The sequence below is a fragment of the Nonomuraea sp. NPDC050328 genome, assembly GCF_044459405.1.
In the GTDB taxonomy this organism is placed as follows: domain Bacteria; phylum Actinomycetota; class Actinomycetes; order Streptosporangiales; family Streptosporangiaceae; genus Nonomuraea.
In genome coordinates this window covers 99,262-120,634 of sequence record NZ_JBITIW010000010.1, presented here as the reverse complement: position 1 = coordinate 120,634, position 21,373 = coordinate 99,262, and the positions used below count along the sequence as shown (strand labels likewise).

Below are 21,373 nucleotides of genomic sequence, written 5' to 3'. Positions count from 1 at the left end.
AGCGTGTCACACGATGATGAGGGTGACCACTACTCCGGCGCAGTTGCCCGCCAGGCAGATGCGCACCGGCACCTCGTAGACACCGCGCCGCTCAGGCACCCCGCTGACGTACCCGTCGGGGCCGATGACGACCCCGGGCGGCAGCGCGGCCGAGTCGGTGACGGTGAAGGTCGCCAGGACGCTGCCGGGCCCGCCGAGGATCGGGATGCGCCCCTCGACCGGCTGGCCCACCCGGCCGGGGAAGGTCAGCTCGCCCGGCTGCCACGACACGTTGCGGTGCACGACCAAGGTGACCTGGTCCTGGACGCAGAACCGGCCCCGGCACATCGACACGGGATCGGTGTAGGAGCCGGGCCGCAGCGGCGTGCCGCGCAGGTGGCCGAGCTCGTCGACCCGCACCCCGGGGGCCAGTTCGGCCGGGCGGAAGGCCACCCCCTCCTCCAGCGGGATCAGCCGGTCGTCGACCGGGATGCCCTCCGAGACCTCGAAGACGTTCTCCACGAGCTGGGTGGGCGGCGGCGGAATCCCCCGGCTGACGGGCGTGTCCCTGACCATGAAGGTGGAGGCGTCGACATCCGGCAAGCGTGGGATGGCCAGCACGGCCAGCAAGACCGCGGACAGCAAACCGAGCCACATCGTCCGCACCCTCCCCCTCCTGCCCCTTTCGTGACTAAGCGCATTCCTACCCCCACGCCTAGGTCATCAAGCCACCACTCAGGCGGCCCGATAATCGACCTCATGGCCGCCGAATCAGCACAGACCCTTGAACGCGGGCTACGCCTGCTGCGCCTGCTCGCCGAGGGGCGCGGCGGCCTGACGCCCACCGAACTGGCGAAGGAACTGGCGCTGAGCCGGCCGGTGATCTACCGGCTGCTGACCACGCTCCTGCAGGAGGGTTTCGTGCGGCGCGACACCGAAGGCCGGGTGCACCTGGGGTTCGGCATGCTCGCGCTGGCGCAGGCGGTCCAGCCGTTGTTGCGGGCGGCGGCGCTGCCGGTGTTGCGGAAGCTGGCCGAGCAGGTGGGCGCGACCGCGCACCTGACCGTCGCCGAGGGCGACGACGGGCTGGCGGTGGCGGTGGTCGAGCCGTCGTGGACGACGTTGCACGTGGCCTACCGGGAGGGTGCGCGCCATCCGCTGAGCCGTGGCGCGGCCGGGCAGGCGATCCTCGCGCTCCGGGCCGGGGAATCGGGGTATTTCGTGAGTGAGGGGCAATTGCAGGAGGGCGCGCGCGGGGTCGCGGCGCCCGTTGTCGGCGTGCCCTGGCTGGAGGCCTCGGTGGGGGTGGTGACGTTCGGGCCCTTGCCGGACGGGGAGAACGTGCTGGCCGCGGCTGTGGAACTGGCCGCCGCCCTGGCCTAGGATGGTCCTTATAGAGGACATAAGCGTCCGCTAAGCGGACGCGCTGGAGGAGGGCAGATGCCGCACTACCGTCTCGTGGGCGAGGTCCCGCGCAAGCGCCACGTGCAGTTCCGCCGGCCGGACGGCGGGCTCTACGCCGAGGAGCTGATGGGCGAGGAAGGCTTCTCCTCCGACTCCTCGCTCCTCTACCACCGCTACCTGCCCACCGCGATCGTCAAGGCCGAGGCGGTCGAGCCGCTGCTGTCCGAGACGCTCCAGCCCAACCTGCCGCTCTCCCCCCGGCACTTCCGCACCCAGGACCTCGCCTCCCAGGGCGACCTGGTCACCGGGCGGATGATGCTCAGCGGCAACAACGACGTCCGGTTGTCGTACGCGACCACCGACCAGCCCAGCGAGCTCTACCGCAACTCCAAGGGCGACGAGTGCGTCTACATCCAGGCCGGCTCGGCGCGCTTCGAGTCCAGCTACGGAGCCCTTGAGGTCGGCGCGGGCGACTACGTCGTCATCCCGACCGGCACGATCCACCGCTGGGTGCCCAAGGGCCGGGTCAACGCCCTGGTCATCGAGGCCGCCGGGCACATCCGCCCGCCCCGGCGCTACCTGTCGCAGTTCGGCCAGCTCCTGGAGCACGCGCCCTACTCCGAGCGCGACTTCCGCGCCCCGGACCAGCCGCTCATCGTCGAGGGCGAGGAGGTGCCTGTGCTGGTCCGCACCCGTGGCGGCCTCACCCGGCTGGTCTACCGCAACCACCCCTTCGACGTGGTCGGCTGGGACGGCTGCCTCTACCCGTTCGTCTTCAACATCGACGACTTCGAGCCCGTGGTGAAGAAGACCCACGCGCCGCCGCCGGTGCACCAGACCTTCGAGGGGCCCGGCTTCGTGGTCTGCTCGTTCATGCCGCGCCCGCTCGACTTCCACCCCGAGGCAGTGCCGATCCCCTACAACCACCACAACGTCGACTCCGACGAGTTCATGTTCTACGTCGGCGGCGACTACTCCGCCCGCGCCGGCTCCGGCATCGACGTCGGCTCGATCTCGCTGCACCCGGCCGGCTTCACCCATGGCCCGCAGCCCGGCGCGGTCGAGGCGGTCATCGAGGCCGGCGCGACGCACACCAGCGAGATGGCGGTCATGGTCGACACCTTCCGCCCGCTCGACCTCGGCCAGGGCGCGCTGTCGTGCGAGGACCCGGGCTACGCCTGGACCTGGGCCCGATGAACCGGCTGTTCCAGGCCCTGGTGGACGACGCCGGCCTGTTCCCGCCGACCGCGTTGCCGCTGCCGGAGGCGCTGGAGCGGCACGCGAGCGACCGCGCCGCGGGCAGCCCGGTGCTCACCCACCGCTTCCTGTGCCCGGCCGGCCGCCTCGACGACCTGCGTGCCGCCCCGGTACGGCCCGGCCGCATCGGCCTGATCATGGACACCGCCGAGCCGCCCGCGCTCGACGGCCTGCCCGTGGACCTGGTCGAGGTACGGCTCCCGCCGGACGGCGTCCTGCCCGCCCTGCCCGCAGGACCCGCGGTGTTCGTCGAGGTCGCCCCCGAACGGCTGCCCGTCGAGCTGCCGGACGGCGCCGGGCTCAAGGTGCGCTGCGGCGGCCTGACCGCCGAGGCCTTCCCCACCGCGCAGGCGCTCGGCGGCTTCGTCACGCACTGCGCCGAGCGCGGCATCCGCTTCAAGGCCACCGCCGGGCTGCACCACGCGGTGCGGCACTTCGACCCCGCGCTCGGCGTCGACCGGCACGGCTTCCTCAACCTCGTGCTCGCCGTCTGCGAGGCTGTCGAGGGGCGCGACCCCGTGCCGGTGCTGACCTCAACCGACGTCGGCGGCCTGGTACGGCTGGCGCAAGCCGTACCGGACGAGACGGCCGAGCAGGCGCGGCGGCTGCTGGTCTCCTACGGCTCCTGCAGCACCAGCGCGCCGGTGGAGGACCTGATCGCACTAGGACTGGTGGACAAGCAATGAGCTGGGGAATCGACAACCTGCCCTACGGCGTCTTCTCGCGTCCCGGCCAGGCGCCGCGGGTCGGCGTGCGCTTCGAGGACCGGGTCCTCGACCTGGCCGCGGCGCTGCACGACGAGGTGTTCGCGACCGGGAGCCTCAACGCGTTCATGGCGCGCGGGCGCACGGCCTGGCACGACACCCGCGCGGTGATCCAGGAGAAGCTGGCCTCCTCGCGCTCGCTGGTGGAGGAGCACCTCGTCCCGCTGGACCAGGTGAGCCTGCACCTGCCCATCGAGGTGGCCGACTACGTCGACTTCTACTGCTCGCTGGACCACGCCTCCAACATCGGGCGGATCTTCCGCCCCGACGCCGAGCCGCTGCTGCCGAACTGGCGGCACCTGCCGGTGGGCTACCACGGCCGTTCGGGCACCGTCGTGGTGTCGGGCACGCCGGTGCGCCGCCCGCACGGCCAGCTCCGCGCGGGCGTCTTCGGGGCGTGCGCGAAGCTGGACATCGAGGCGGAGCTGGGCTTCGTGGTGGGCGTGCCGTCCGAGCTGGGCAGCCCGGCGGGCGCCTTCGAGGACCACGTGTTCGGCGTGACGCTGCTCAACGACTGGAGCGCGCGCGACATCCAGGCGTGGGAGTACGTGCCGCTCGGGCCGTTCCTGGGCAAGTCGTTCGCCACCTCGATCTCGCCGTGGATCACGCCGCTGGAGGCGCTGCCGCGGATCCCCGGCCGGGCCCAGAGCCCGGAGCCGCTGCCCTACCTGGAGCGCAAGGCGGACTGGGGCTTCGACATCGAGGTGGAGGTCTCGCTCAACGGCGAGGTCGTGAGCCGCCCGCCGTACGCGAGCATGTACTGGACGCCGGACCAGATGCTCGCGCACCTGACGGTGAACGGCGCCTCGCTGCGCACCGGCGACCTGTTCGGCAGCGGGACGATCTCCGGGCCGGAGCGGGAGCAGCGCGGTTCGCTGATCGAGCTGACCTGGAACGGCAGCGAGCCGATCAAGCTGGCCGACGGATCGGTGCGCACCTTCCTGGAGGACGGCGACGTGGTGACGCTGTCGGCGCGGATCGGCGAGCTGTCGCTGGGCGAGGTGTCCGGAAAAATCGTATAGGTGACTCCGCGTGCCCGAGTCGTGACATGCCGCTACTCTGGTCTCTCCCCGGTCTTTGACAACAGGAGAGCAGATGCGCGTGCCCCGGCTCGGCGCGGTCTTCGCCGCGGCTTGCTGCGTCGCCCTCACCGCATGCAGTTCGGTCACCGCCGAGACGCCGCAGGCGCCCCCGCCCGTGGTCACCGTCTGGCCGGCCTTCGACAGCCAGCGGGCCCGGCCCGACCGCGGGCTGGTGATCCGCGCGCAGGGCGGCACGCTGGCCCAGGTGCAGGCGCACGCGGGCGGCACGCCGGTGCCCGGCCGGCTCGACCCGACCGGCACGACGTGGCGCTCCGACTGGACCCTCGCCCCGGGCACGGAGTACTCGGTGACCGCCAAGGCGGCCGGCGGCCAGGTCTCGACGCTGGCCGCGGGCCGCTTCCGCACCCGGCCCGCCCCCGAGACCTTCAAGATCGCCTCGGTGGTGCCGGCGCCGGGCGAGACCGTGGGCGTGGGCATGCCGATCATCGTCACCTTCGACCGGCCGATCCGCGACCGCGCCGCGGTCGAGCGGGCCCTCGAAGTGCGTGCCGCCACCCCGGTCGAGGGCGCCTGGCGCTGGGTGAGCGACCAGCAGGCCGTCTACCGCACCCGGCACTACTGGGCCCCCCGCCAGCCGGTCCGCGTCGTCGCCCACCTGACGGGCGTGCGGGCCGCCCCCGGCGTGTTCGGCACCGCCGACCACGAGCTGGAGTTCGCGGTCGGCCGCAAGCAGATCAGCACGGTCAGCACGATCACCAAGCAGATGACCGTGCGCCGCGAGGGCCGCGTCGTGCAGCGCATGGCGATCAGCGCGGGCATGGCCACCACCAGGGAGTACACCACCACCAGCGGCGTGCACCTCACCATGGAGAAGGGCCACCCGGTCCGGATGATCTCGCCGGGCCGCACGAAGGGCGACCCCGGCTTCTACGACGTGCTGATCGACCACGCCGTGCGCATCTCCAACAGCGGCGAGTACGTCCACGCCAAGGACAACGTGTGGGCGCAGGGCCGGGTCAACGTCAGCCACGGCTGCATCAACTCCCGCCCCGACCAGGCCGCCTGGTTCTTCGACAGCTCCCTGCGCGGCGACCCGGTCACCATCACCGGCACCGACCGCGAGCTCGAATGGCACAACGGCTGGGGCTTCTGGCAACTGCCGTGGGACAAGTGGATCCAGGGCAGCGCGCTGTACGACCCGGCGCCCAAGAACGGCTGGGTCGAGCCCGCGCCGCCACCCCCGACCACTACGAGTTGATATCCGTTCTGGGATCAGCCCTGCGCAGGGCATACGGTGGACAGTGGGGAACCAACTGCGAAGGCAGGTCCGTTCTTCCTTCAGGAGGGCCGACCCATGGATGAATGGATCATCTGGCTAGTCCTCGCGGTGGTGCTGGGCATCGCCGAGCTCTTCACCCTGACCGCCGCGCTCGGCCTGCTCGGCACCGCGGCGCTGCTCACCGCGGGCGTGGCCGCGCTCGGCCTGCCCGTTCCCGTGCAACTTCTGGTGTTCGCCCTGTCCTCCGCGGCGGGGATCCTGGTGATCCGCCCGATCGCCATGCGCCACATCCGCCAGCCACAACTCCAGCGCTTCGGGGTCGAGGCGCTCGTCGGCAAGCCCGCCTACGTCGTCCAGGAGGTCACCGGACGCGAGGGCAGGGTGCGCATCGGGGGCGAGGAGTGGTCGGCACGCGCCTATGACGAGACGTTGGTCATCCCTGCGGGCACGGCCGTCGACGTCATCGAGATCGAGGGCGCCACCGCCCTCGTCTATCCACGGGAGTACTGATATGGACGCCCTCCTGATCGTGGGGATCCTGCTCATCCTCTTCGCCGCCATCACGGTGCTGCGCTCGGTGCGCATCGTGCCTCAGGCCCGCGCGCGCAACGTCGAGCGCCTGGGCCGCTATCACCGCACGCTCAAGCCCGGGCTCAACTTCGTCATCCCCTACATCGACCGCGTCTACCCGATGATCGACCTGCGCGAGCAGGTGGTGTCCTTCCGGCCCCAGCCCGTGATCACCGAGGACAACCTCGTCGTCGAGATCGACACCGTGCTCTACTTCCAGGTCACCGACCCGCGCGCGGCCGCCTACGAGATCGCCAACTACATCCAGGCGGTCGAGCAGCTCACCGTCACCACGCTGCGCAACGTGGTCGGCTCCATGGACCTGGAGAAGACGCTGACCTCGCGCGACACCATCAACTCCCAGCTTCGCGGCGTGCTCGACGAGGCGACCGGCAAGTGGGGCCTGCGGGTCAACCGGGTCGAGATCAAGGCGATCGACCCGCCCAAGACCATCAAGGACGCGATGGAGAAGCAGATGCGCGCCGAGCGGGACAAGCGCGCCGCCATCCTGACCGCCGAAGGCCAGCGGCAGTCGCAGATCCTCACCGCCGAGGGCGACAAGCAGGCCCGCGTGCTGCGGGCCGAGGGCCAGCGCACCGCCGCCATCCTGGAGGCCGAGGGCCAGTCGCGCGCCATCGACCAGGTCTTCCAGGCCGTGCACCGCAACGACCCCGACCCCAAGCTGCTGGCCTACCAGTACCTCCAGGTGCTGCCCCAGCTCGCCCAGGGGCAGGGCAACACCATGTGGGTGATCCCCTCGGAGGTCACCTCGGCGCTGCAGGGCATCTCGAAGGCGTTCACCGAGAACCTGCCCCGCTCGGCGGCCACCCGCGACGAGGGGGACGACTCCAGCGAGGCGGCCCGGCGCGAGATCGAGCAGGCGGAGCGGGCCGCCGCCTCCGCCGTCGCCGACGCGCAGGAGGCCGAGACCGGGCCGCGGGCGCTGGGCTCCGCCGTCCCCGAGCCTTCCCCGCTGCCCGACCTGGAGCGGGAGCGCGCCCGGCACGAATCCGAGCGATGAGTTCCGCCCGGTGCGGGTGTCTGTCTCGCCGACACCCGTACCCGAGGAGGAGCCATGACCAGGATCCACGCTGACATCACCGTCTCGCTCGACGGCTTCGTGACCGGACCGGACCCCCGGCCCGGACGCGGCCTGGGCGAGGGCGGCGAACGGCTGCACTACTGGATCTTCGGCGGGCCCTGGACCTACGACTCCCCGTCCTCCGGCCAGGAGGCCACCCGCGCCGACGCCGAGGCCGCCGCCGACCTGGTCGACGCCGGCGCGGTCATCGTCGGGCGCGGCATGTTCGACGACGGCGAGCAGTGGGGCGGCGAGAACCCCTACCCCATGCCGATCTTCGTGCTGACCAGCCGGATCACCGACGACCTGCCGGCCGGCTTCACCTACCTCTCCGACCTGGACAGCGCGCTCACGCAGGCCGCCGAGGTCGCCGGCGAGCGCCCGGTGCTGATCGGCGGCGGCCCCACCGTGATCCGGCAGTGCCTGCGCGCCGGCGTGGTCGACCGGCTCACCCTGCACATCGCCCCCGTGGTGCTGGGCGGAGGCACCCCGCTCTTCGACGGCGGCTTCGCCGCCGACCTGACGCCGGTGCGCTGCCGGCACTCGGCGCTGGCCACCCATCTCACCTACGACCTGGGCCGCTAGACTCCCCCGGTGCTTCTCGTGGAACGGCTTCGCGCCGCTGGATGTGTCTTCGCCGAGGAGGAGGCCGACCTGCTCACGGCTGCCGCCGGCTCACCCGCCGAGCTGGAGGAGATGGTCGCCCGCCGCGTCGCCGGCCACCCGCTGGAGCAGGTCGTGGGCTGGGCCGAGTTCGCCGGCCTCCGGATCGTCGTCGACCCCGGCGTCTTCGTCCCCCGCCGCCGCAGCGAGTTCCTGGTACGGCAGGCCGCCGCCCTCGCCCGGCCGGGCGCGCTCGCCGTGGACCTGTGCTGTGGCGCCGGCGCGCTCGGCGCCGCCCTGGCCGCCTCCGTCGAGGTCGAGGTGCACGCCGCCGACATCGACCCGGCCGCGGTGCGGTGTGCCCGCAAGAACCTGCCGCGCGTCTACGAGGGCGACCTGTTCGCCGCCCTGCCCGGCGCGCTCCGGGGCCGGATCGACCTCCTTCTGGCCAACGTCCCCTACGTCCCCACCGCAGACCTGGGCCTGCTGCCCTCCGAGGCCCGCGACCACGAGGCCCCCGTCGCCCTGGACGGCGGCGGCGACGGCCTCGACGTCTTCCGCCGCGTCGCCGCCGACGCCCCCGCCTGGCTGGCCCCCGGCGGCCACCTGTTCTCCGAGACCACCGCCCGCCAGGCCCCCGTCGCGGTCGAGATCCTCACCGCGCAGGGCTTCACCGCCTGGTCGGAGGAGTCGGAGGAGTACGAGACCACCACGGTGATCGGCCGCCGATGAGCTACCTGCGGTTCGGCCGGACCGGTCGCGGTGCGCTGGGCGGACCGGGTGCTGCCGACGGGCCCGGGCACGAGCTCGACGACCCGGCGATCAGGGCCGCGCTCGGCTGCTGAACTCCGCGTACGGCAGGCCCGCTTTGGAGCCGCTCCACATCTTCTGGGCCAGCACCGGCAGGCTGTCCTCGATCAGCTCGTACATGCGTTCCTGCGGGTAGGAGGCGCGGACGAGGTCGTTCCAGAGGGCGGGCATGGCGCCGAGCAGGCGGGGGTCGCCGGGGTCGAGGCGCTCGCCGTCGGCGAAGACGTGCGGCTCCCAGTGGTCGTAGAGCCACTCGTTGTCCAGGCCGTGGCCGTGGTAGTAGTCGGCCTCGGGGACGAGGTAGAGCAGCGCGTCGTTGCTGTTGATCAGCGGGTAGGTGTCGCCGCGCGCCCCTTCGGGGCCGTAGAAGCCGTTGTTCCAGCTGTTGACGACCACGTCGGGGTCGAAACCGGTGGTGTCGCCGGTCGGGGAGAGCCGGGTGAAGCCGCCCCAGGCGCGCGGCTGCTTGCCGAGCGAGCGGATGTGCGCGGCCATGTCGTTGAAGAAGCGCTGCCACAGCTCCTTGCTCTGGTAGTACTCGTCGGCGCCGAAGTGCACGGCCGGGCCGCGGAACCACGGCACGAACTCGGTGATCACCGCTTTGACCAGCTCGGTCGCGGCGGGGTTGGCGAGATCGAGGTGGTCGGAGTCGCCGCCGTCGTGCCCGAGAGAGGGGTCGTAGGCGATGAAGGACCGGGCGTGGGCCGGGGCGTCGATCTCGGGGACCAGGGTGATGCCGTGCGCGGCGGCGAGGTCCTCGAACCCGTCCCAGTCGGCGCGGGAGTAGGACTCGGGCGAGGCCAGGCCGGGGAAGGCGGCCGAGCGCAGCCGGAAGCCGTGCAGGGCGCGGTTCCAGTCGCCGTCCGGGGGCTTGATCTCGTTGTCGTTGAGGTGGAGCTGGAGCTCGTTGAGCTTGAAGCGGCCCATCAGCCGCAGCAGGCGGTGGATCAGCTCGGGGGTGACGTAGCGGCGGCCGACGTCCAGGAGGTAACCGCGGACGGGGTAGTTCGGCCAGTCCTCGGCCACCCCGCAGGGCACCGGGCCGCGGGCCAGGAGCTGGTCCAGGGTGGCGGCTCCGTGGATGAGGCCGCGTTCGGTCTCGGCGGTGACGGTGGCCGCGTCGGGGGTGATCTCCAGCCGGTAGCCCTCGTCGCCCAGACCGGTGGGCGCGAGCTCGCGCCGGACGACGCCGGGGACGAAGACGCCCTCCCCGCCGGTCCATTCCTGGAGGGCGGGGACGACGAAGGGACGCTCGTTCTTCACCATTCCACGATCACATATCCCCGGTGCGGCACATCCGCGTCGATCACGAAATTTCCGGACTGCTGGTGGATGGGCACGGGGCGAGGCTCCCGCAACGGCTCCAACAGGGTCGCCTGCATCGGCCCGGTGCCGGTCACCACAGGACGGGCCGGGTCGGCGGAGCCGTTGGCGATGGCCAGCCGGTGCCGCCCGCCCACCAGGGCGTACTGCGGCATGAGCAACGGCCCGCCGGTGACCAGCGGGAACTCGCCGCCGAGGAAACGCACCGCCCGGTGCGCCAGGCGCTGCCCGTCGTCGCACCGCCCGAGCTCCTCAGGCTCGCAGGCGGCCAGCGTGACCACCCGGCCGCCGAGCGAGTTGCGGAAGGCCACCCGCCCCTCACCCCAGTGCTCACCGCGCGGGCTGAGAAGCTGCGTCCACACCTCCGCCCCGGGAACCGCCGCCAGCCGGGCCACCGCGGGCTGCACGTTCACGCTCAGCAACGCGCCGCCGTCGGCGACGCGCTCCATGCTGTACGGCAGGCGAGCCGGCGTGAACCGTTCGGCGATCTCCTCGACCTCGACGCCGAGCAGCGAGCCGTACCCGCGCTCGGTCAGCACCAGCGCCGCGTGCCCGTCGAGCAGCACCCCGCCGGCGAGCAGTTCCTCGACGGCCTCGTCCGGGACGCCCCAGGCGACCTTGCCGAACACCGCGCTGACCGGCGCGAGACCCGCCCGGACCGGCACGCCGTACGGCAGGAGGTAGCGGGCGGCCCGCAGCGGGTCGGCGGCGAGCCCGTCGAGGGTGCCGTCGCCCCAGATCCGCGCCGCGGTGTCCGGCCACCACGGGATCCCGACGCCGATGGTCTGCAGGTCGGGCGTGGCGGTGGCGTCGAGCGCGGGGCGGGAGCGGTCGAGCATGGCGCCGACGCGCGGGTAGCGCGCCGGGTCGCCGGTGACGAAGGGGTGCACGTCGAGCAGCAGGCCGTCCGCGCCGGACAGCCGGGCGGTGACCATCTCCGACCAGGTCTGGGTGTCGGACTTGGTCCACTCGGTGTGCGGCCAGTTCTCGATCTCGGGCGTCACCTCGACCCCGGCGGGGCGCAGGCCGCGCTGGAGTTCGAGCATGGCGATCGAGTAGGCGAGCGACTTGCCGGGGGTGTCGCTGTAGGCGGCGAAGTGCGGGCGGTGCACCTCGACCCGGTCGAAGAGCTCCGCCCAGTCGCGGCCCTCGACCGAGGCGATGCCGAGGCCCGAGCTCATGAGGCCCAGCTCGGCGCGGCCGGCGACCGCCTGCCGTACCAGGTCGAGGGCTTCGAGCTGCGCCTCACGCCAGGTCCGCTGGAGCAGCGCCCGCCAGGGGTGCGGCGGGCCGGCGGCGGTGATCGCCGCGACCAGCTCGGCGCGGCCGACCTTCTCCCCGGCGAGCAGCGCGAAGCGCTCCAGCATCTCCGGCTCGAAGCCGCCGCCCCAGGTCAGCGGGCCGTGGTTGTGGAAGCGGAAGTCGTCCTCCAGCCACAGCACGCGGAAGCCGAGCGCGGCGAACCGCCCGTAGTGCCCGGCCAGCCAGTCACGCCAGACCGGGCAGGCGAAGGAGGCGGTCGCGGTCGCGACCTCGCCCGACGGGGAGACCATCGGGGCGAAGCCGAGATCCTGCGTGCGGCCCCGGTCGGCGTGCCCGACGGTCACCCACGGGTTCAGGCTCGCGCCGATCCCGTGCGCGTCGAGCACGCGCTTCACCCCGGCGACGTGCTCGAACCACAGGTCCTCGCCGACCCCGGCCGGGTGCCCGGAGTGCAGTTCCTCGGAGCCGTAGATCAGGACGACTTCGGGGATCGCGTGCTCGGCGCACCAGCGGGCGAGCTCGCGCGGGTCGCGGCCGGGCAGGACCTGGTAGCGGAGCCGGTAGGTCATGCCCGGATCTGACCGGCCTCGAAGTAGGCGATCAGCTCGGGGTCGAGCGCCGGCACGTCGTACGGCATGCCGCCGTCCCGCAGCGACATCGTGGCCATGTACCCCGCGGCCACGCTCATCCGCGCGGCGACCGGCGAGGTGTCGGTGACGCCGCCCTCGCGGACGAACCGGCAGAACTCGCCGATGATCCCCGGGTCGGCCCCGCCGTGCCCGCCCTGCGCCTCCGGCACCCGGTAGGCGATGTCGCAGTCCTCGCGGTAGCCGGTCGGGCCGGTGTTCCAGACCTTGACCGTGTCGCCGGGGCCGTCGCCGAAGTTCTCCAGCCGGCCCTCGGTCCCGATGACCGTGTAGTTGCGCACGTAGTCGGGGCTGAAGTGGCACTGCTGGTAGGCGGCGATGACGCCGTTGTCCAGGCGCATGTTCATCACCGAGACGTCCTCGACGTCCACCACGTGGTTCAGGTTCCGGCGCTCGGTGGGCGGCCACTCGAACTCGCGCAGCCAGCCCTCCGGCCGCGGCGTGCCCGGCTCGCGGCGCGGCAGGTCGCCGTAGAGCATCAGGTCGCCCAGCGCGTTGACCCGCGTGGTGTACCCGCCGGCCAGCCAGTGGATGACGTCCAGGTCGTGCGCGGCCTTCTGCAGCAGCAGGCCGGTCGTTTTGGTGCGGTCGGCGTGCCAGTCCTTGAAGTAGTAGTCGCCGCCGTAGGAGACGAAGTGGCGGACCCACACGGTCTTCGGCTCGCCGATGACCCCCTTCCGGATGATGTCGCGCATCAGCCGGACCACGCCCATGTGGCGCATGTTGTGCCCCACGTAGAGCCTGGTCCCGGTCTCGTAGGCGGCGCGCAGGATGTTGTCGCAGCCCTCGACCGTGATGTGCAGCGGCTTCTCCAGGTAGACCGGCTTGCCCGCGCGCAGCGCGTCCACCGCCAGTTGCTCGTGGGTGTCGTCCGGGGTCATCACGATGACCGCGTCGATGTCGGCCCGGTCGAGCAGGTCGCGGTAGTCCTCGGTGAGGAGGTCCGCCTCGAACCGCTCGGCCTGCCGCTTGAGCACTGCGGGGTCGGAGTCGCACAGCGCCGACACCACCGACCCCTTGCCGGGCCGGTGCGCGGCCAACGCCAGGTTGGTCCGCAGGCCGAGGCCGATCACTCCGATACGCAGGTCTTCCACTTCGTTCCCTTCTCGATTGGTACGGCAGGCCGTCAGCCCTTGGCGATCGACGCCTCGTACTCGGCCTTCATCGCGGCGCCGCCCTTGGCCATCCACGACTTGACGAACTCCGGCCAGTCCGACATCGACTTACGGCCCGCGACGATGTCCTTGACCATGTCGTTGCCCATGGTCGACAGCTCGCCGTTCTTCTGGGTGAAGGTGTCGGAGAAGTGGCCGGTGGTCACCCGCTGCTGGACCATCGGGGCGACCTTGGTCTGGAAGTCGTGGATCAGCTTCGTGCGGTCGGCCTTGCCCGGGATGAACAGCGCGGCGGGCGAGCCGATGACGAAGGAGATGGGCTGCTGGGTGGTGGGCACCTCGGTCTTGCCCCGGTCGGTGAAGACCAGGTCGCCGTTGGACTTGGTGAAGTGGGTGCCCTCGACGCCGTAGTTGACGAGCTGGTTCTCCTCGGTGCCGAACGGGGCGGCCATGAAGTCCAGGACGCGCAGGAGCATCTCGACGCGCTTGGCGTCGACCTTCTTGTTGATCGAGGTGAAGCCGACCGAGCCGAGCGCCATGTTGAAGACCGGCTTCGAGGACGGGGTGGCCGCGAACGGCACGATCACGCCGAGGTCGAAGTTCTGGCTGCGCGAGTCGTTGAGGAAGCCCGGGAAGGACTCGATGTAGGCGCCGATCTGGCCGTTGGCCGCCTTCTCCTTGATCGTGGTCAGGGTCGGGTCGGGCCAGAACAGGCCGGCCTTGTAGCACTTGATCGCGAACTCGATGGCGGCCTGGTACTCGGCGGTCTCGTACTGGTGGGTCAGCTTGCCGCCCTCCAGCTTCCAGGTGTTCGGCGCGCCGTACCAGTGGCTGAACATGTGCACGGCGTTGGCGTAGGCCGGCTCCAGCGCGTACTTGTTCTTCTTCGGGTCGATCAGCGTCTTGGCCTTCTCCAGGAAGTCGTCGGCGCTGGTGAAGGCGTTGTCGCCGCCGACCGGCTTCCAGAACTCCCGGTTGGTGAGGAAGACCTGGCCGAAGCGGCTGTAGGCGACCGCGACGCCGAAGATCTTGCCGTTGGTGACGGCCGACTTCCAGGCGGTGTCACCCAGGTTGGCGAGGTTCGGGTACTTCTTGATCGCGTCGCCGGACAGGTGCGGGGTGAGGTCGTGGAACTTGGCCTCGAGCAGTTCGGGGACGCGCTGCAGGCCCTGGTTCGGCGGGAACCACACCAGGTCGGGCAGGTCGTCGGAGGCGATGATGGCGTTGAACTTGTCGGGATAGCCGTCGCCGACGACGATGTTCATCTCCCACTGGGCGTTGAGCGCCTTGTTGAGCGCCTGCAGGTAGGCGCTCTTGTCCACGGTGGGCGGGGCGACGTCCCAGGTCTGGGTCAACGCGGTGATCTTGCTGCCGTCGCCGGGCTGGGTGGCGACCGACTTGACCAGGGTCTCGGGGTACTTCAGGTACGCCGGGTCCTGGCCGGCGTCGATGGGCAGGTCGGGGGTGGGGATCTTGGCGGCGGTGAAGGTGGGGAGCTGCAGCTTCTTGGACAGGTCCGCGCCACCCTTCTTGACGCCTGCCGTACCGCCCTCGCCGCTGCACGCGGCGAGCCCGGCGACGGTGACGCCCGCGGCGACGAGACCCAGGAAACCACGACGAGAAAGCATTGGTTCTCCATAAACGCAGCCAGCCCTTGGGCTGACAGACCGACGAAGGAGGGCTGTTAGCCCTTGATGGCGCCGGTGAGGACGCCCTTGGCGAAGTACTTCTGGAGGAAGGGGTAGACCGCGACGATCGGGATCAGCGCGATGATCAGGACCGCCATCTGGACCGAGGCGGTCGGCAGGCTGCTGATGACGCCGATGTCCGCGCCCGCCTGGGCGTTGCCGCGGAAGATGTACTGGCGGAGCACCACCTGGATCGGGTGCTTCGTCTGGTCGTTGAGGTAGAGGATCGCGTTGAAGAAGGTGTTCCAGTAGGAGACGGCGTAGAACAGGCCGACCACGGCGATCACCGCCTTGGACAGCGGGAGCGCGATGCGCCACATCATCCGCCACTCCGAGCAGCCGTCCATGCGGGCCGCCTCGAAGAGCTCCTCCGGCAGGTTCTGGAAGAAGGCCCGGACGACGACCACGTTGAAGGCGTTGACCAGGACCGGCACGATCAACGCCTGGTAGGTGTCGATCATCCCGAGCTCCTTGACCATCAGGTAGCTGGGGATCATGCCGGGGGTGAACAGGAAGGTGGCCAGCACCATCAGCAGGATCGGCTTGCCGAACAGCACCCCGCGCCGGGAGAGCGCGTAGCCCAGGAAGACCGTGCAGGCCAGGCTGAGCGCGGTGCCGACGAGGGTGATGCCGATGCTGATCAGGACCGACCTGGTGACCGTGCCGCCGGAGAGGATGACCTTGTAGGCCTCCAGCGTCGGGTCGCTCGGGAACAGCACGTAGCTGCCGCCGTTGGCGACGCTCTCGGCCTTGCCGGTCAGGCTGGTGCCGAGCGCGAGGCCGAAGGGGTAGAGCACGGCCAGCGTGATGGCGGTCAGGACGACGAACTTCAGGGTGCGCCCGGCGATGGTCGGGCGTTCCATCCACGGCGGCCTCATCGGTAGATCCCCTGTTCTCCGAAACGGTGGGCGAGTTTGTTGGCCGCGTAGATCAGCGCCGCGCCGATGAGGCCCTTCATCAGGCCCGCGGCGGTGCTCATCCCCCAGTCGCCGTTGATGACGCCGTGGTAGTAGACGTAGGTGTCGATCACCTCGGAGGCCGCCGGGCCGACCGCGTCTCGCTGCAGGACCATCTGCTCGAAGCCGACGCTGAGGATGTCGCCGAGGCGCAGGATGAGCAGCATGAGGATGACCGGCCGGATGCCCGGCAGGGTCACGTGCCACAGCCGGCGCTTCCAGTCGGCGCCGTCGAGCGCGGCGGCCTCGTACTGGTTGACGTCGATCGCGGTGATCGCGGCCAGGAAGATGATCGTGCCCCAGCCGGTGTCCTTCCAGATCACCTGCGCGGTGACCAGCAGCTTGAAGGTGTCCGGGTTGGACATCAGGTTGCCGATGGTGACGCCGTGCTCGTTCAGGAACTGGGTGAGCGTGCCCGCGCCGCCGACGACCTGCTGGAACATGGCGACGACCACGACCCACGACAGGAAGTGCGGCAGGTAGACCACGCTCTGGATGAAGCGCTTGATCCGGTGGCCGACCAGCGAGTTCAGCAGCAGCGCCAGGCAGATCGGGGCCGGGAAGTAGAGGATGAGCTGGAGCGCGGTGATCTGCAGGGTGTTGCCGACCGCGGTCCAGAACTCGGGCTCGGCCACGAGCATCACGAAGTTGTCGATGCCGACCCACGGGCTGCCGTTGATCCCGAGGAAGGGCGCGTAGTCCTTGAACGCGATCACGTTCCCGAGCACGGGGACGTAGAAGAAGATCACGAAGTACAGCACGCCGGGCGCGGCCAGCAGGAGCAGCGTCCAGTCGCGTCGCAGCCGGTCGCGCAGGGTCCGGCGCGGCGGCGCGGGCACTGCCGGCGCCGGCAGGTCCACGGGTGGGGCCGTCGTGGCAGCGGCCACGTCTCACCTCCAGGTCATGACGATTGCCTGGAGGTTAACGCTCATTTATGCAAGCAACTAGAGTAAATACGCTCGTTTTGGACAACTGATGCGGCGTAGCGATCTGGCTGAGACCATTTGGTAACTGATTTTTTCAAGCCGTCTGCGTAAACAGCAGGCGTTCGGCCTGATCGAGGGCTATCCGGACCGCGCCGAGCGTCACGCACTCGCTGCCGAGCCCCGAGGCGACCACGCGGGGCGGGTAGAGGCAGTACTCGTCGAGGAGCTCCTGGATCGGCTCGACCAGCAGGTCACCGGCGAAGGCGAGGGCGCCGCCGATCACCACGATCTCCGGGTCGAACGGGTTGACCACCGGGATCAGCCCCGCGCCCAGGCCCCGGCCGAACGACCTGACCGCCTCCAGCGCCTTCCCGTCACCCGCGCGGGCCCGCGCGATGGCGAACTCCGCGCTCTGCCGTGCCCCGCGCAGCTCCCCCGGCTCCACGGCCATCGCGTAGTCGATCACGTGCCGCAGGCCCGCCCAGTTGTCGTTGGGCTGGCGGCCGATCTCCCCCGAGGCGGCGTGCGCCCCACGGTACGGCCGGCCGCCGATCAGCAGGCCCAGGCCCACGCGGTCGCCGGTGAACAGGTAGACCACGTTCTCGGCCTCTCGGGCCACGCCGCGCCAGTGCTCGGCGAGGACGGCCAGCCGCATGTCGTTCTCGACCATCACCGGGACCGGCAACCGGTCGGACAGCTCCCGCTGCAGGTCGAGGCCGCTCCAGCCGGGCAGGACGATGCTCTTGACCACCCGGCCGGCGCCGTCCACCACACCCGTCGTGCCGACGCCCACGTAGGCGAGCTGGGCGGTCTCCAGGCCCGCTTCGGCGACCGTACGGCTCAGCAGCTCGCACACCGCGTTCAGCCGCTCGTCCGCCGGGGCTCCCGACGCCATCGGCGTACGGCCCGCCGCGGCCGGCTCGCCGTTGAGGTCCGTCACCATCACCCGGACGCTCGTGTGTCCGATCCCCACGCCCGCCACGTGCCCCGCCGCCGCCCGGAACCGGAACCGGCGGGCCGGACGGCCCCGCTGGCGTTCCCCCGGCTCCTCCGCGCACTCCTCCGCCCAGCCCTCGCCCAGCAGTTCCTCCACGATCGCCTCGGCGGTCGGCCGGGAAACCCTGCTGGCCTTGGCCAGCTCGGTCAACGTGGCCACCTCCGCGGTGCGGAGGCTGCCGAGGATGGCGGCGGTGTTCAGCCGCCGCAGGAGGGAGGCGTCGCCACTCTGCTGGTGCACCCGACCATCCTACTTAACAAAACAACTTTCAATAATCCATCGACGGGAGCTGCGGAAGCGGGGGTGCGGCGGGGGCGGGTCTCAGAAGCCCCGACCCCCACCCAACCAATACGGCAAGCCCCCCGTACGGCGGAACCTGCCCCTGTCCGACAAGAACCCCCTACGGCGACCCAAAACCCCGACAACCCAGCGCGTGAAGCGGATCTGAGGGGGGAGTTAAGAAAGCCTCGATGGACACCACCACGGTGCCCTGGAGGAAGATGGTTCACTATGAAAGCGCTGGTCAAAGAGAGGGCCGAGCCGGGCCTGTGGTTGGTGGACGTGCCAGAGCCCACCGTCCGCCCCGGCGAGGTGCTGATCAAGGTCCTCCGGACGGGGATCTGCGGCACCGACCTCCACATCCGCAAATACGACGACTGGGCGAAGAACACCCTGCGGCTCCCGCTGATCGTGGGCCACGAGTTCTCCGGCGAGGTCGTCGAGGTGGCGCCCGGCGTCGAGGACATCCAGGTCGGCGATCTGGTCAGCGGCGAAGGGCACCTGGTCTGCGGCAAGTGCCGCAACTGCATGGCCGGCCGCCGCCACCTGTGCATCAACACCGTCGGCCTGGGCGTCAACCGCGACGGCGCCTTCGCCGAGTACGTGACGCTGCCGGCGAGCAACGTGTGGGTGCATCGCATCCCGGTCGACCCGGACATCGCCGCGATCTTCGACCCGTTCGGCAACGCGGTGCACACCGCGCTGTCGTTCCCGATGGTCGGCGAGGACGTGCTGATCACCGGCGCCGGCCCGATCGGGCTGATGGCCGCCGCCGTCGCCACGCACGTGGGCGCGCGCAACGTGGTGATCACCGATGTCAGCTCCGAGCGTCTCGACCTGGCCGGCAAGCTCGGCGTCAGCCTCGCGCTCAACGTCGCGCAGAGCAGTCTCCAGGAGGGCATGTCGCAGCTCGGCATGCGCGAGGGCTTCGACGTCGGCCTGGAGATGTCCGGCAACCCGGCGGCCATGCGCGACATGATCGCGAACATGACGCACGGCGGCCGCATCGCCATGCTCGGCCTGCCCGCCGCGGAGTTCGCCGTCGACTGGGCGACCGTGGTGACCTCCATGCTCACCATCAAGGGCATCTACGGCCGCGAGATGTACGAGACCTGGTACAACATGCAGGTCCTGCTCGAGAAGGGCCTCGACCTGTCCCCGGTCATCACCGACCGCTTCTCCTACCGCGACTTCGACGCGGCCTTCGACACCGCCGCCAGCGGCCGCACCGGCAAGGTCATCATGGACTGGAGCAACTGATGTTCGACAGCGTGCGCGGCCAGCTCCGCGAGACCCTCGACGAGATCGAGCGGGCCGGGCTGCTCAAGCCCGAGCGCGTCATCACCACGCCGCAGAACGCCTCGGTCGGCGTCGGCTCGGCCGAGGTGCTCAACTTCTGCGCCAACAACTACCTGGGCCTGGCCGACAACCCCGAGGTCATCGAGGCGGCCAAGGTCGCGCTCGACCGCTGGGGCTTCGGCATGGCCTCGGTCCGCTTCATCTGCGGCACCCAGTCGGTGCACAAGGAGCTGGAGGCGCGCCTGGCCGACTTCCTCGGCCAGGAGGACACCGTCCTGTACTCCTCGTGCTTCGACGCCAACGGCGGCGTCTTCGAGACGTTGCTCGACGCGCAGGACGCGGTCATCTCCGACGCGCTCAACCACGCGAGCATCATCGACGGCATCCGGCTGTCCAAGGCCCAGCGCTTCCGCTACGCCAACCGGGACATGGCCGATCTGGAGGCCAAGCTCAAGGAAGCCGGTACGGCCCGCCGCAAGCTCATCGTGACCGACGGCGTCTTCTCCATGGACGGTTACGTGGCTCCGCTCCGGGAGATCTGCGACCTGGCCGAGCAGTACGACGCGATGGTCATGGTCGACGACTCCCACGCCGTCGGCTTCGTCGGCCCGACCGGACGCGGCACGCCCGAGCTGCACGGGGTCATGGACCGGGTCGACATCATCACCGGCACCCTGGGCAAGGCCCTGGGCGGTGCGTCCGGTGGTTACGTGTCGGCGCGCAAGGAGATCTGCGACCTGCTGCGGCAGCGGTCACGCCCATATCTGTTCTCCAACTCGCTGGCGCCGATGATCGCTGCGGCTTCGCTGAAGGTCCTCGACCTGCTGGAGACCACGAGCGAGGCGCGGGAGCGGCTGCGGGCCAACACCGAGCGGTTCCGGACGAAGATGACCGAGGCCGGGTTCGACATCCTGCCGGGGGACCATCCGATCGCGCCGGTCATGATCGGGGACGCCGCCAAGGCTTCCGCCATGGCTGACCGTCTGCTTGACCTGGGGATCTACGTGATCGGTTTCTCCTACCCGGTGGTGCCTCAGGGGCAGGCGCGCATCCGCGTGCAGCTCTCGGCGGCGCACTCGGCCGAGGACGTCGACCGGGCCGTCGAGGCCTTCATCACCGCCCGCGGCTGACGACCGAGGATCTGCAGCGGGGAATCCGTAGACTCAGCCCCGTGATAGACACCCGGCGCCTGCGGACCCTGCGCGCGGTGGCCGACCATGGGACGGTGACGGCCGCCGCCGCGGCCCTGCACCTCACCCCGAGCGCCGTCTCCCAGCAGCTCGGCGCGCTGGAGCACGAGGTGGGCCACCGGCTGCTCACCCGCGACGGCCGGGGCGTACGGCTGACCGCGGTGGGCCGGATCATGCTGGCGCACGCCAACGAGGTCCTGGCCCAGCTCGAACGGGCCGAGGCCGAGGTGGCCGCCTACGCCAGCGGCCAGGTGGGCGAGGTGACGGTGGCGGCGTTCGCCACCGCGATCGGCGCGGTGCTGGCCCCGGCGGTCCGGACGCTGCGCGAGGTCGCGCCGGGCCTGCGCGTGCACGTCCGGGACGCCGAGGGCGACCAGGCTTTGAGCCTGCTGCTGGACGAGGCCGCCGACCTGGCCCTGGCGGTCGAGTACCGGGGCGCCCCCGACTCCTCCGACCCGCGGCTGTTCCGGCTGCCGCTGTACTCCGAGCCCTTCGACCTGGTCCTGCCGCACGACCACGCCGGTTCCGACGGGCTCACCGACCTGGCGGGCGCGGACTGGATCGGCCCCTACCCGGGCAACCCCGTGCACGACGTGATCACCGTGGCCTGCGAGCGGGTGGGCTTCACGCCCGACTTCGCCCACCACTCCGACGACTTCCGCGCGGTCGTGGCGCTGGTCGGGGCGGGGGCGGGGGTGGCTCTGGTGCCGCGGCTGGCCCTGCGTGACCTCGACCTCTCGCAGGTCGTCGTCCGGCCGGCGGCGGGCCCCGAGCGCCGGGTCTTCGCCGCGGTACGGCGAGGCGCGGAGAAGCACCCGCTGCTGCGCCCGCTCCTCGACGAGCTGACCCGGCACCCGCCCCAGGACCTCACCGTCGAGCAGAACCTCCTCGACTGACCAC

Annotated in this window: 20 protein-coding genes; 12 read left to right on the top strand and 8 right to left on the bottom strand. The window is 70.9% G+C overall.

Translation table 11 applies throughout. From position 1 onward, the window contains the following. Positions 1-6: 6 nt before the first annotated feature. On the bottom strand, positions 7-636 hold the full coding sequence (locus ACIBG7_RS32505; RefSeq protein WP_357922506.1) for a hypothetical protein: 630 nt from the start codon (positions 634-636) through the stop codon (positions 7-9). Between the two features lie 102 nt (positions 637-738). On the opposite strand from ACIBG7_RS32505, the gene ACIBG7_RS32500 reads away from it, so the two are divergent. The 9 genes from ACIBG7_RS32500 to ACIBG7_RS32460 all read left to right on the top strand — a co-directional run bounded on the left by ACIBG7_RS32500 (position 739) and on the right by ACIBG7_RS32460 (position 8,712). After that, positions 739-1,362: an IclR family transcriptional regulator gene (locus ACIBG7_RS32500; protein WP_397338651.1), complete on the top strand. Its 624-nt coding sequence runs from the start codon at positions 739-741 to the stop codon at positions 1,360-1,362. Between the two features lie 57 nt (positions 1,363-1,419). Continuing rightward, positions 1,420-2,580 (top strand): homogentisate 1,2-dioxygenase, encoded by a 1,161-nt coding sequence (locus tag ACIBG7_RS32495; protein WP_397338650.1) that lies wholly within the window; start codon positions 1,420-1,422, stop codon positions 2,578-2,580. Then, positions 2,577-3,326, top strand: a complete 750-nt coding sequence (locus ACIBG7_RS32490; protein ID WP_357922497.1) for a hypothetical protein — start codon at positions 2,577-2,579, stop codon at positions 3,324-3,326. Before ACIBG7_RS32495 ends, ACIBG7_RS32490 begins: the two co-directional genes overlap by 4 nt. Further along, positions 3,323-4,426 carry a fumarylacetoacetase gene (gene fahA / locus ACIBG7_RS32485; RefSeq protein WP_357922494.1) on the top strand — a complete coding sequence of 368 codons (1,104 nt, stop codon included), beginning with the start codon at positions 3,323-3,325 and terminating at the stop codon, positions 4,424-4,426. The genes ACIBG7_RS32490 and fahA overlap by 4 nt, the downstream gene beginning before the upstream one ends. A 73-nt stretch (positions 4,427-4,499) precedes the next feature. Next, entirely contained in the window at positions 4,500-5,705 is a 1,206-nt protein-coding gene (locus tag ACIBG7_RS32480) for an Ig-like domain-containing protein (RefSeq protein ID WP_357922492.1), read from the top strand. Between the two features lie 96 nt (positions 5,706-5,801). Next, positions 5,802-6,236 (top strand): NfeD family protein, encoded by a 435-nt coding sequence (locus tag ACIBG7_RS32475; RefSeq protein ID WP_357922489.1) that lies wholly within the window; start codon positions 5,802-5,804, stop codon positions 6,234-6,236. Position 6,237: 1 nt separating this feature from the next. After that, positions 6,238-7,317: an SPFH domain-containing protein gene (locus ACIBG7_RS32470; protein ID WP_357922486.1), complete on the top strand. Its 1,080-nt coding sequence runs from the start codon at positions 6,238-6,240 to the stop codon at positions 7,315-7,317. 54 nt (positions 7,318-7,371) lie between these two features. Beyond that, positions 7,372-7,962 (top strand): dihydrofolate reductase family protein, encoded by a 591-nt coding sequence (locus tag ACIBG7_RS32465; RefSeq protein ID WP_397338649.1) that lies wholly within the window; start codon positions 7,372-7,374, stop codon positions 7,960-7,962. Between the two features lie 9 nt (positions 7,963-7,971). Continuing rightward, positions 7,972-8,712 (top strand): putative protein N(5)-glutamine methyltransferase, encoded by a 741-nt coding sequence (locus ACIBG7_RS32460; RefSeq protein ID WP_397338648.1) that lies wholly within the window; start codon positions 7,972-7,974, stop codon positions 8,710-8,712. 90 nt (positions 8,713-8,802) lie between these two features. On the opposite strand, the gene ACIBG7_RS32455 is transcribed toward ACIBG7_RS32460, so the two are convergent. The 7 genes from ACIBG7_RS32455 to ACIBG7_RS32425 form a co-directional block, all read right to left on the bottom strand. After that, a complete protein-coding gene (locus ACIBG7_RS32455; protein WP_397338647.1) occupies positions 8,803-10,056 on the bottom strand; it encodes a glycoside hydrolase family 20 protein in 1,254 nt (417 codons plus the stop codon). Further along, entirely contained in the window at positions 10,050-11,945 is a 1,896-nt protein-coding gene (locus ACIBG7_RS32450) for a hypothetical protein (RefSeq protein ID WP_397338646.1), read from the bottom strand. The genes ACIBG7_RS32455 and ACIBG7_RS32450 overlap by 7 nt, the downstream gene beginning before the upstream one ends. After that, positions 11,942-13,117 carry a Gfo/Idh/MocA family oxidoreductase gene (locus tag ACIBG7_RS32445; protein WP_357922471.1) on the bottom strand — a complete coding sequence of 392 codons (1,176 nt, stop codon included), beginning with the start codon at positions 13,115-13,117 and terminating at the stop codon, positions 11,942-11,944. The genes ACIBG7_RS32450 and ACIBG7_RS32445 overlap by 4 nt, the downstream gene beginning before the upstream one ends. 32 nt (positions 13,118-13,149) lie before the next feature. Then, on the bottom strand, positions 13,150-14,766 hold the full coding sequence (locus ACIBG7_RS32440; protein WP_397338645.1) for a hypothetical protein: 1,617 nt from the start codon (positions 14,764-14,766) through the stop codon (positions 13,150-13,152). Between the two features lie 56 nt (positions 14,767-14,822). Next, positions 14,823-15,704: a carbohydrate ABC transporter permease gene (locus tag ACIBG7_RS32435; RefSeq protein WP_357922465.1), complete on the bottom strand. Its 882-nt coding sequence runs from the start codon at positions 15,702-15,704 to the stop codon at positions 14,823-14,825. Further along, positions 15,701-16,669, bottom strand: coding sequence for an ABC transporter permease subunit (locus tag ACIBG7_RS32430; protein WP_357922463.1), 969 nt, complete (start codon positions 16,667-16,669; stop codon positions 15,701-15,703). Before ACIBG7_RS32430 ends, ACIBG7_RS32435 begins: the two co-directional genes overlap by 4 nt. A 133-nt stretch (positions 16,670-16,802) precedes the next feature. After that, the gene (locus ACIBG7_RS32425) at positions 16,803-17,945 is read right to left on the bottom strand and encodes an ROK family protein (RefSeq protein ID WP_357922460.1); all 1,143 of its coding nucleotides are present in this window, start codon (positions 17,943-17,945) and stop codon (positions 16,803-16,805) included. Positions 17,946-18,215: 270 nt separating this feature from the next. On the opposite strand from ACIBG7_RS32425, the gene tdh reads away from it, so the two are divergent. The 3 genes from tdh to ACIBG7_RS32410 are packed head-to-tail and all read left to right on the top strand — an operon-like array spanning position 18,216 to position 21,369. Further along, on the top strand, positions 18,216-19,244 hold the full coding sequence (tdh, locus tag ACIBG7_RS32420) for an L-threonine 3-dehydrogenase (RefSeq protein WP_357922458.1): 1,029 nt from the start codon (positions 18,216-18,218) through the stop codon (positions 19,242-19,244). Continuing rightward, entirely contained in the window at positions 19,244-20,413 is a 1,170-nt protein-coding gene (locus ACIBG7_RS32415) for a glycine C-acetyltransferase (protein WP_397338644.1), read from the top strand. Before tdh ends, ACIBG7_RS32415 begins: the two co-directional genes overlap by 1 nt. A 41-nt stretch (positions 20,414-20,454) precedes the next feature. Then, a complete protein-coding gene (locus tag ACIBG7_RS32410; protein WP_357922452.1) occupies positions 20,455-21,369 on the top strand; it encodes a LysR family transcriptional regulator in 915 nt (304 codons plus the stop codon). Positions 21,370-21,373 lie beyond the last annotated feature (4 nt).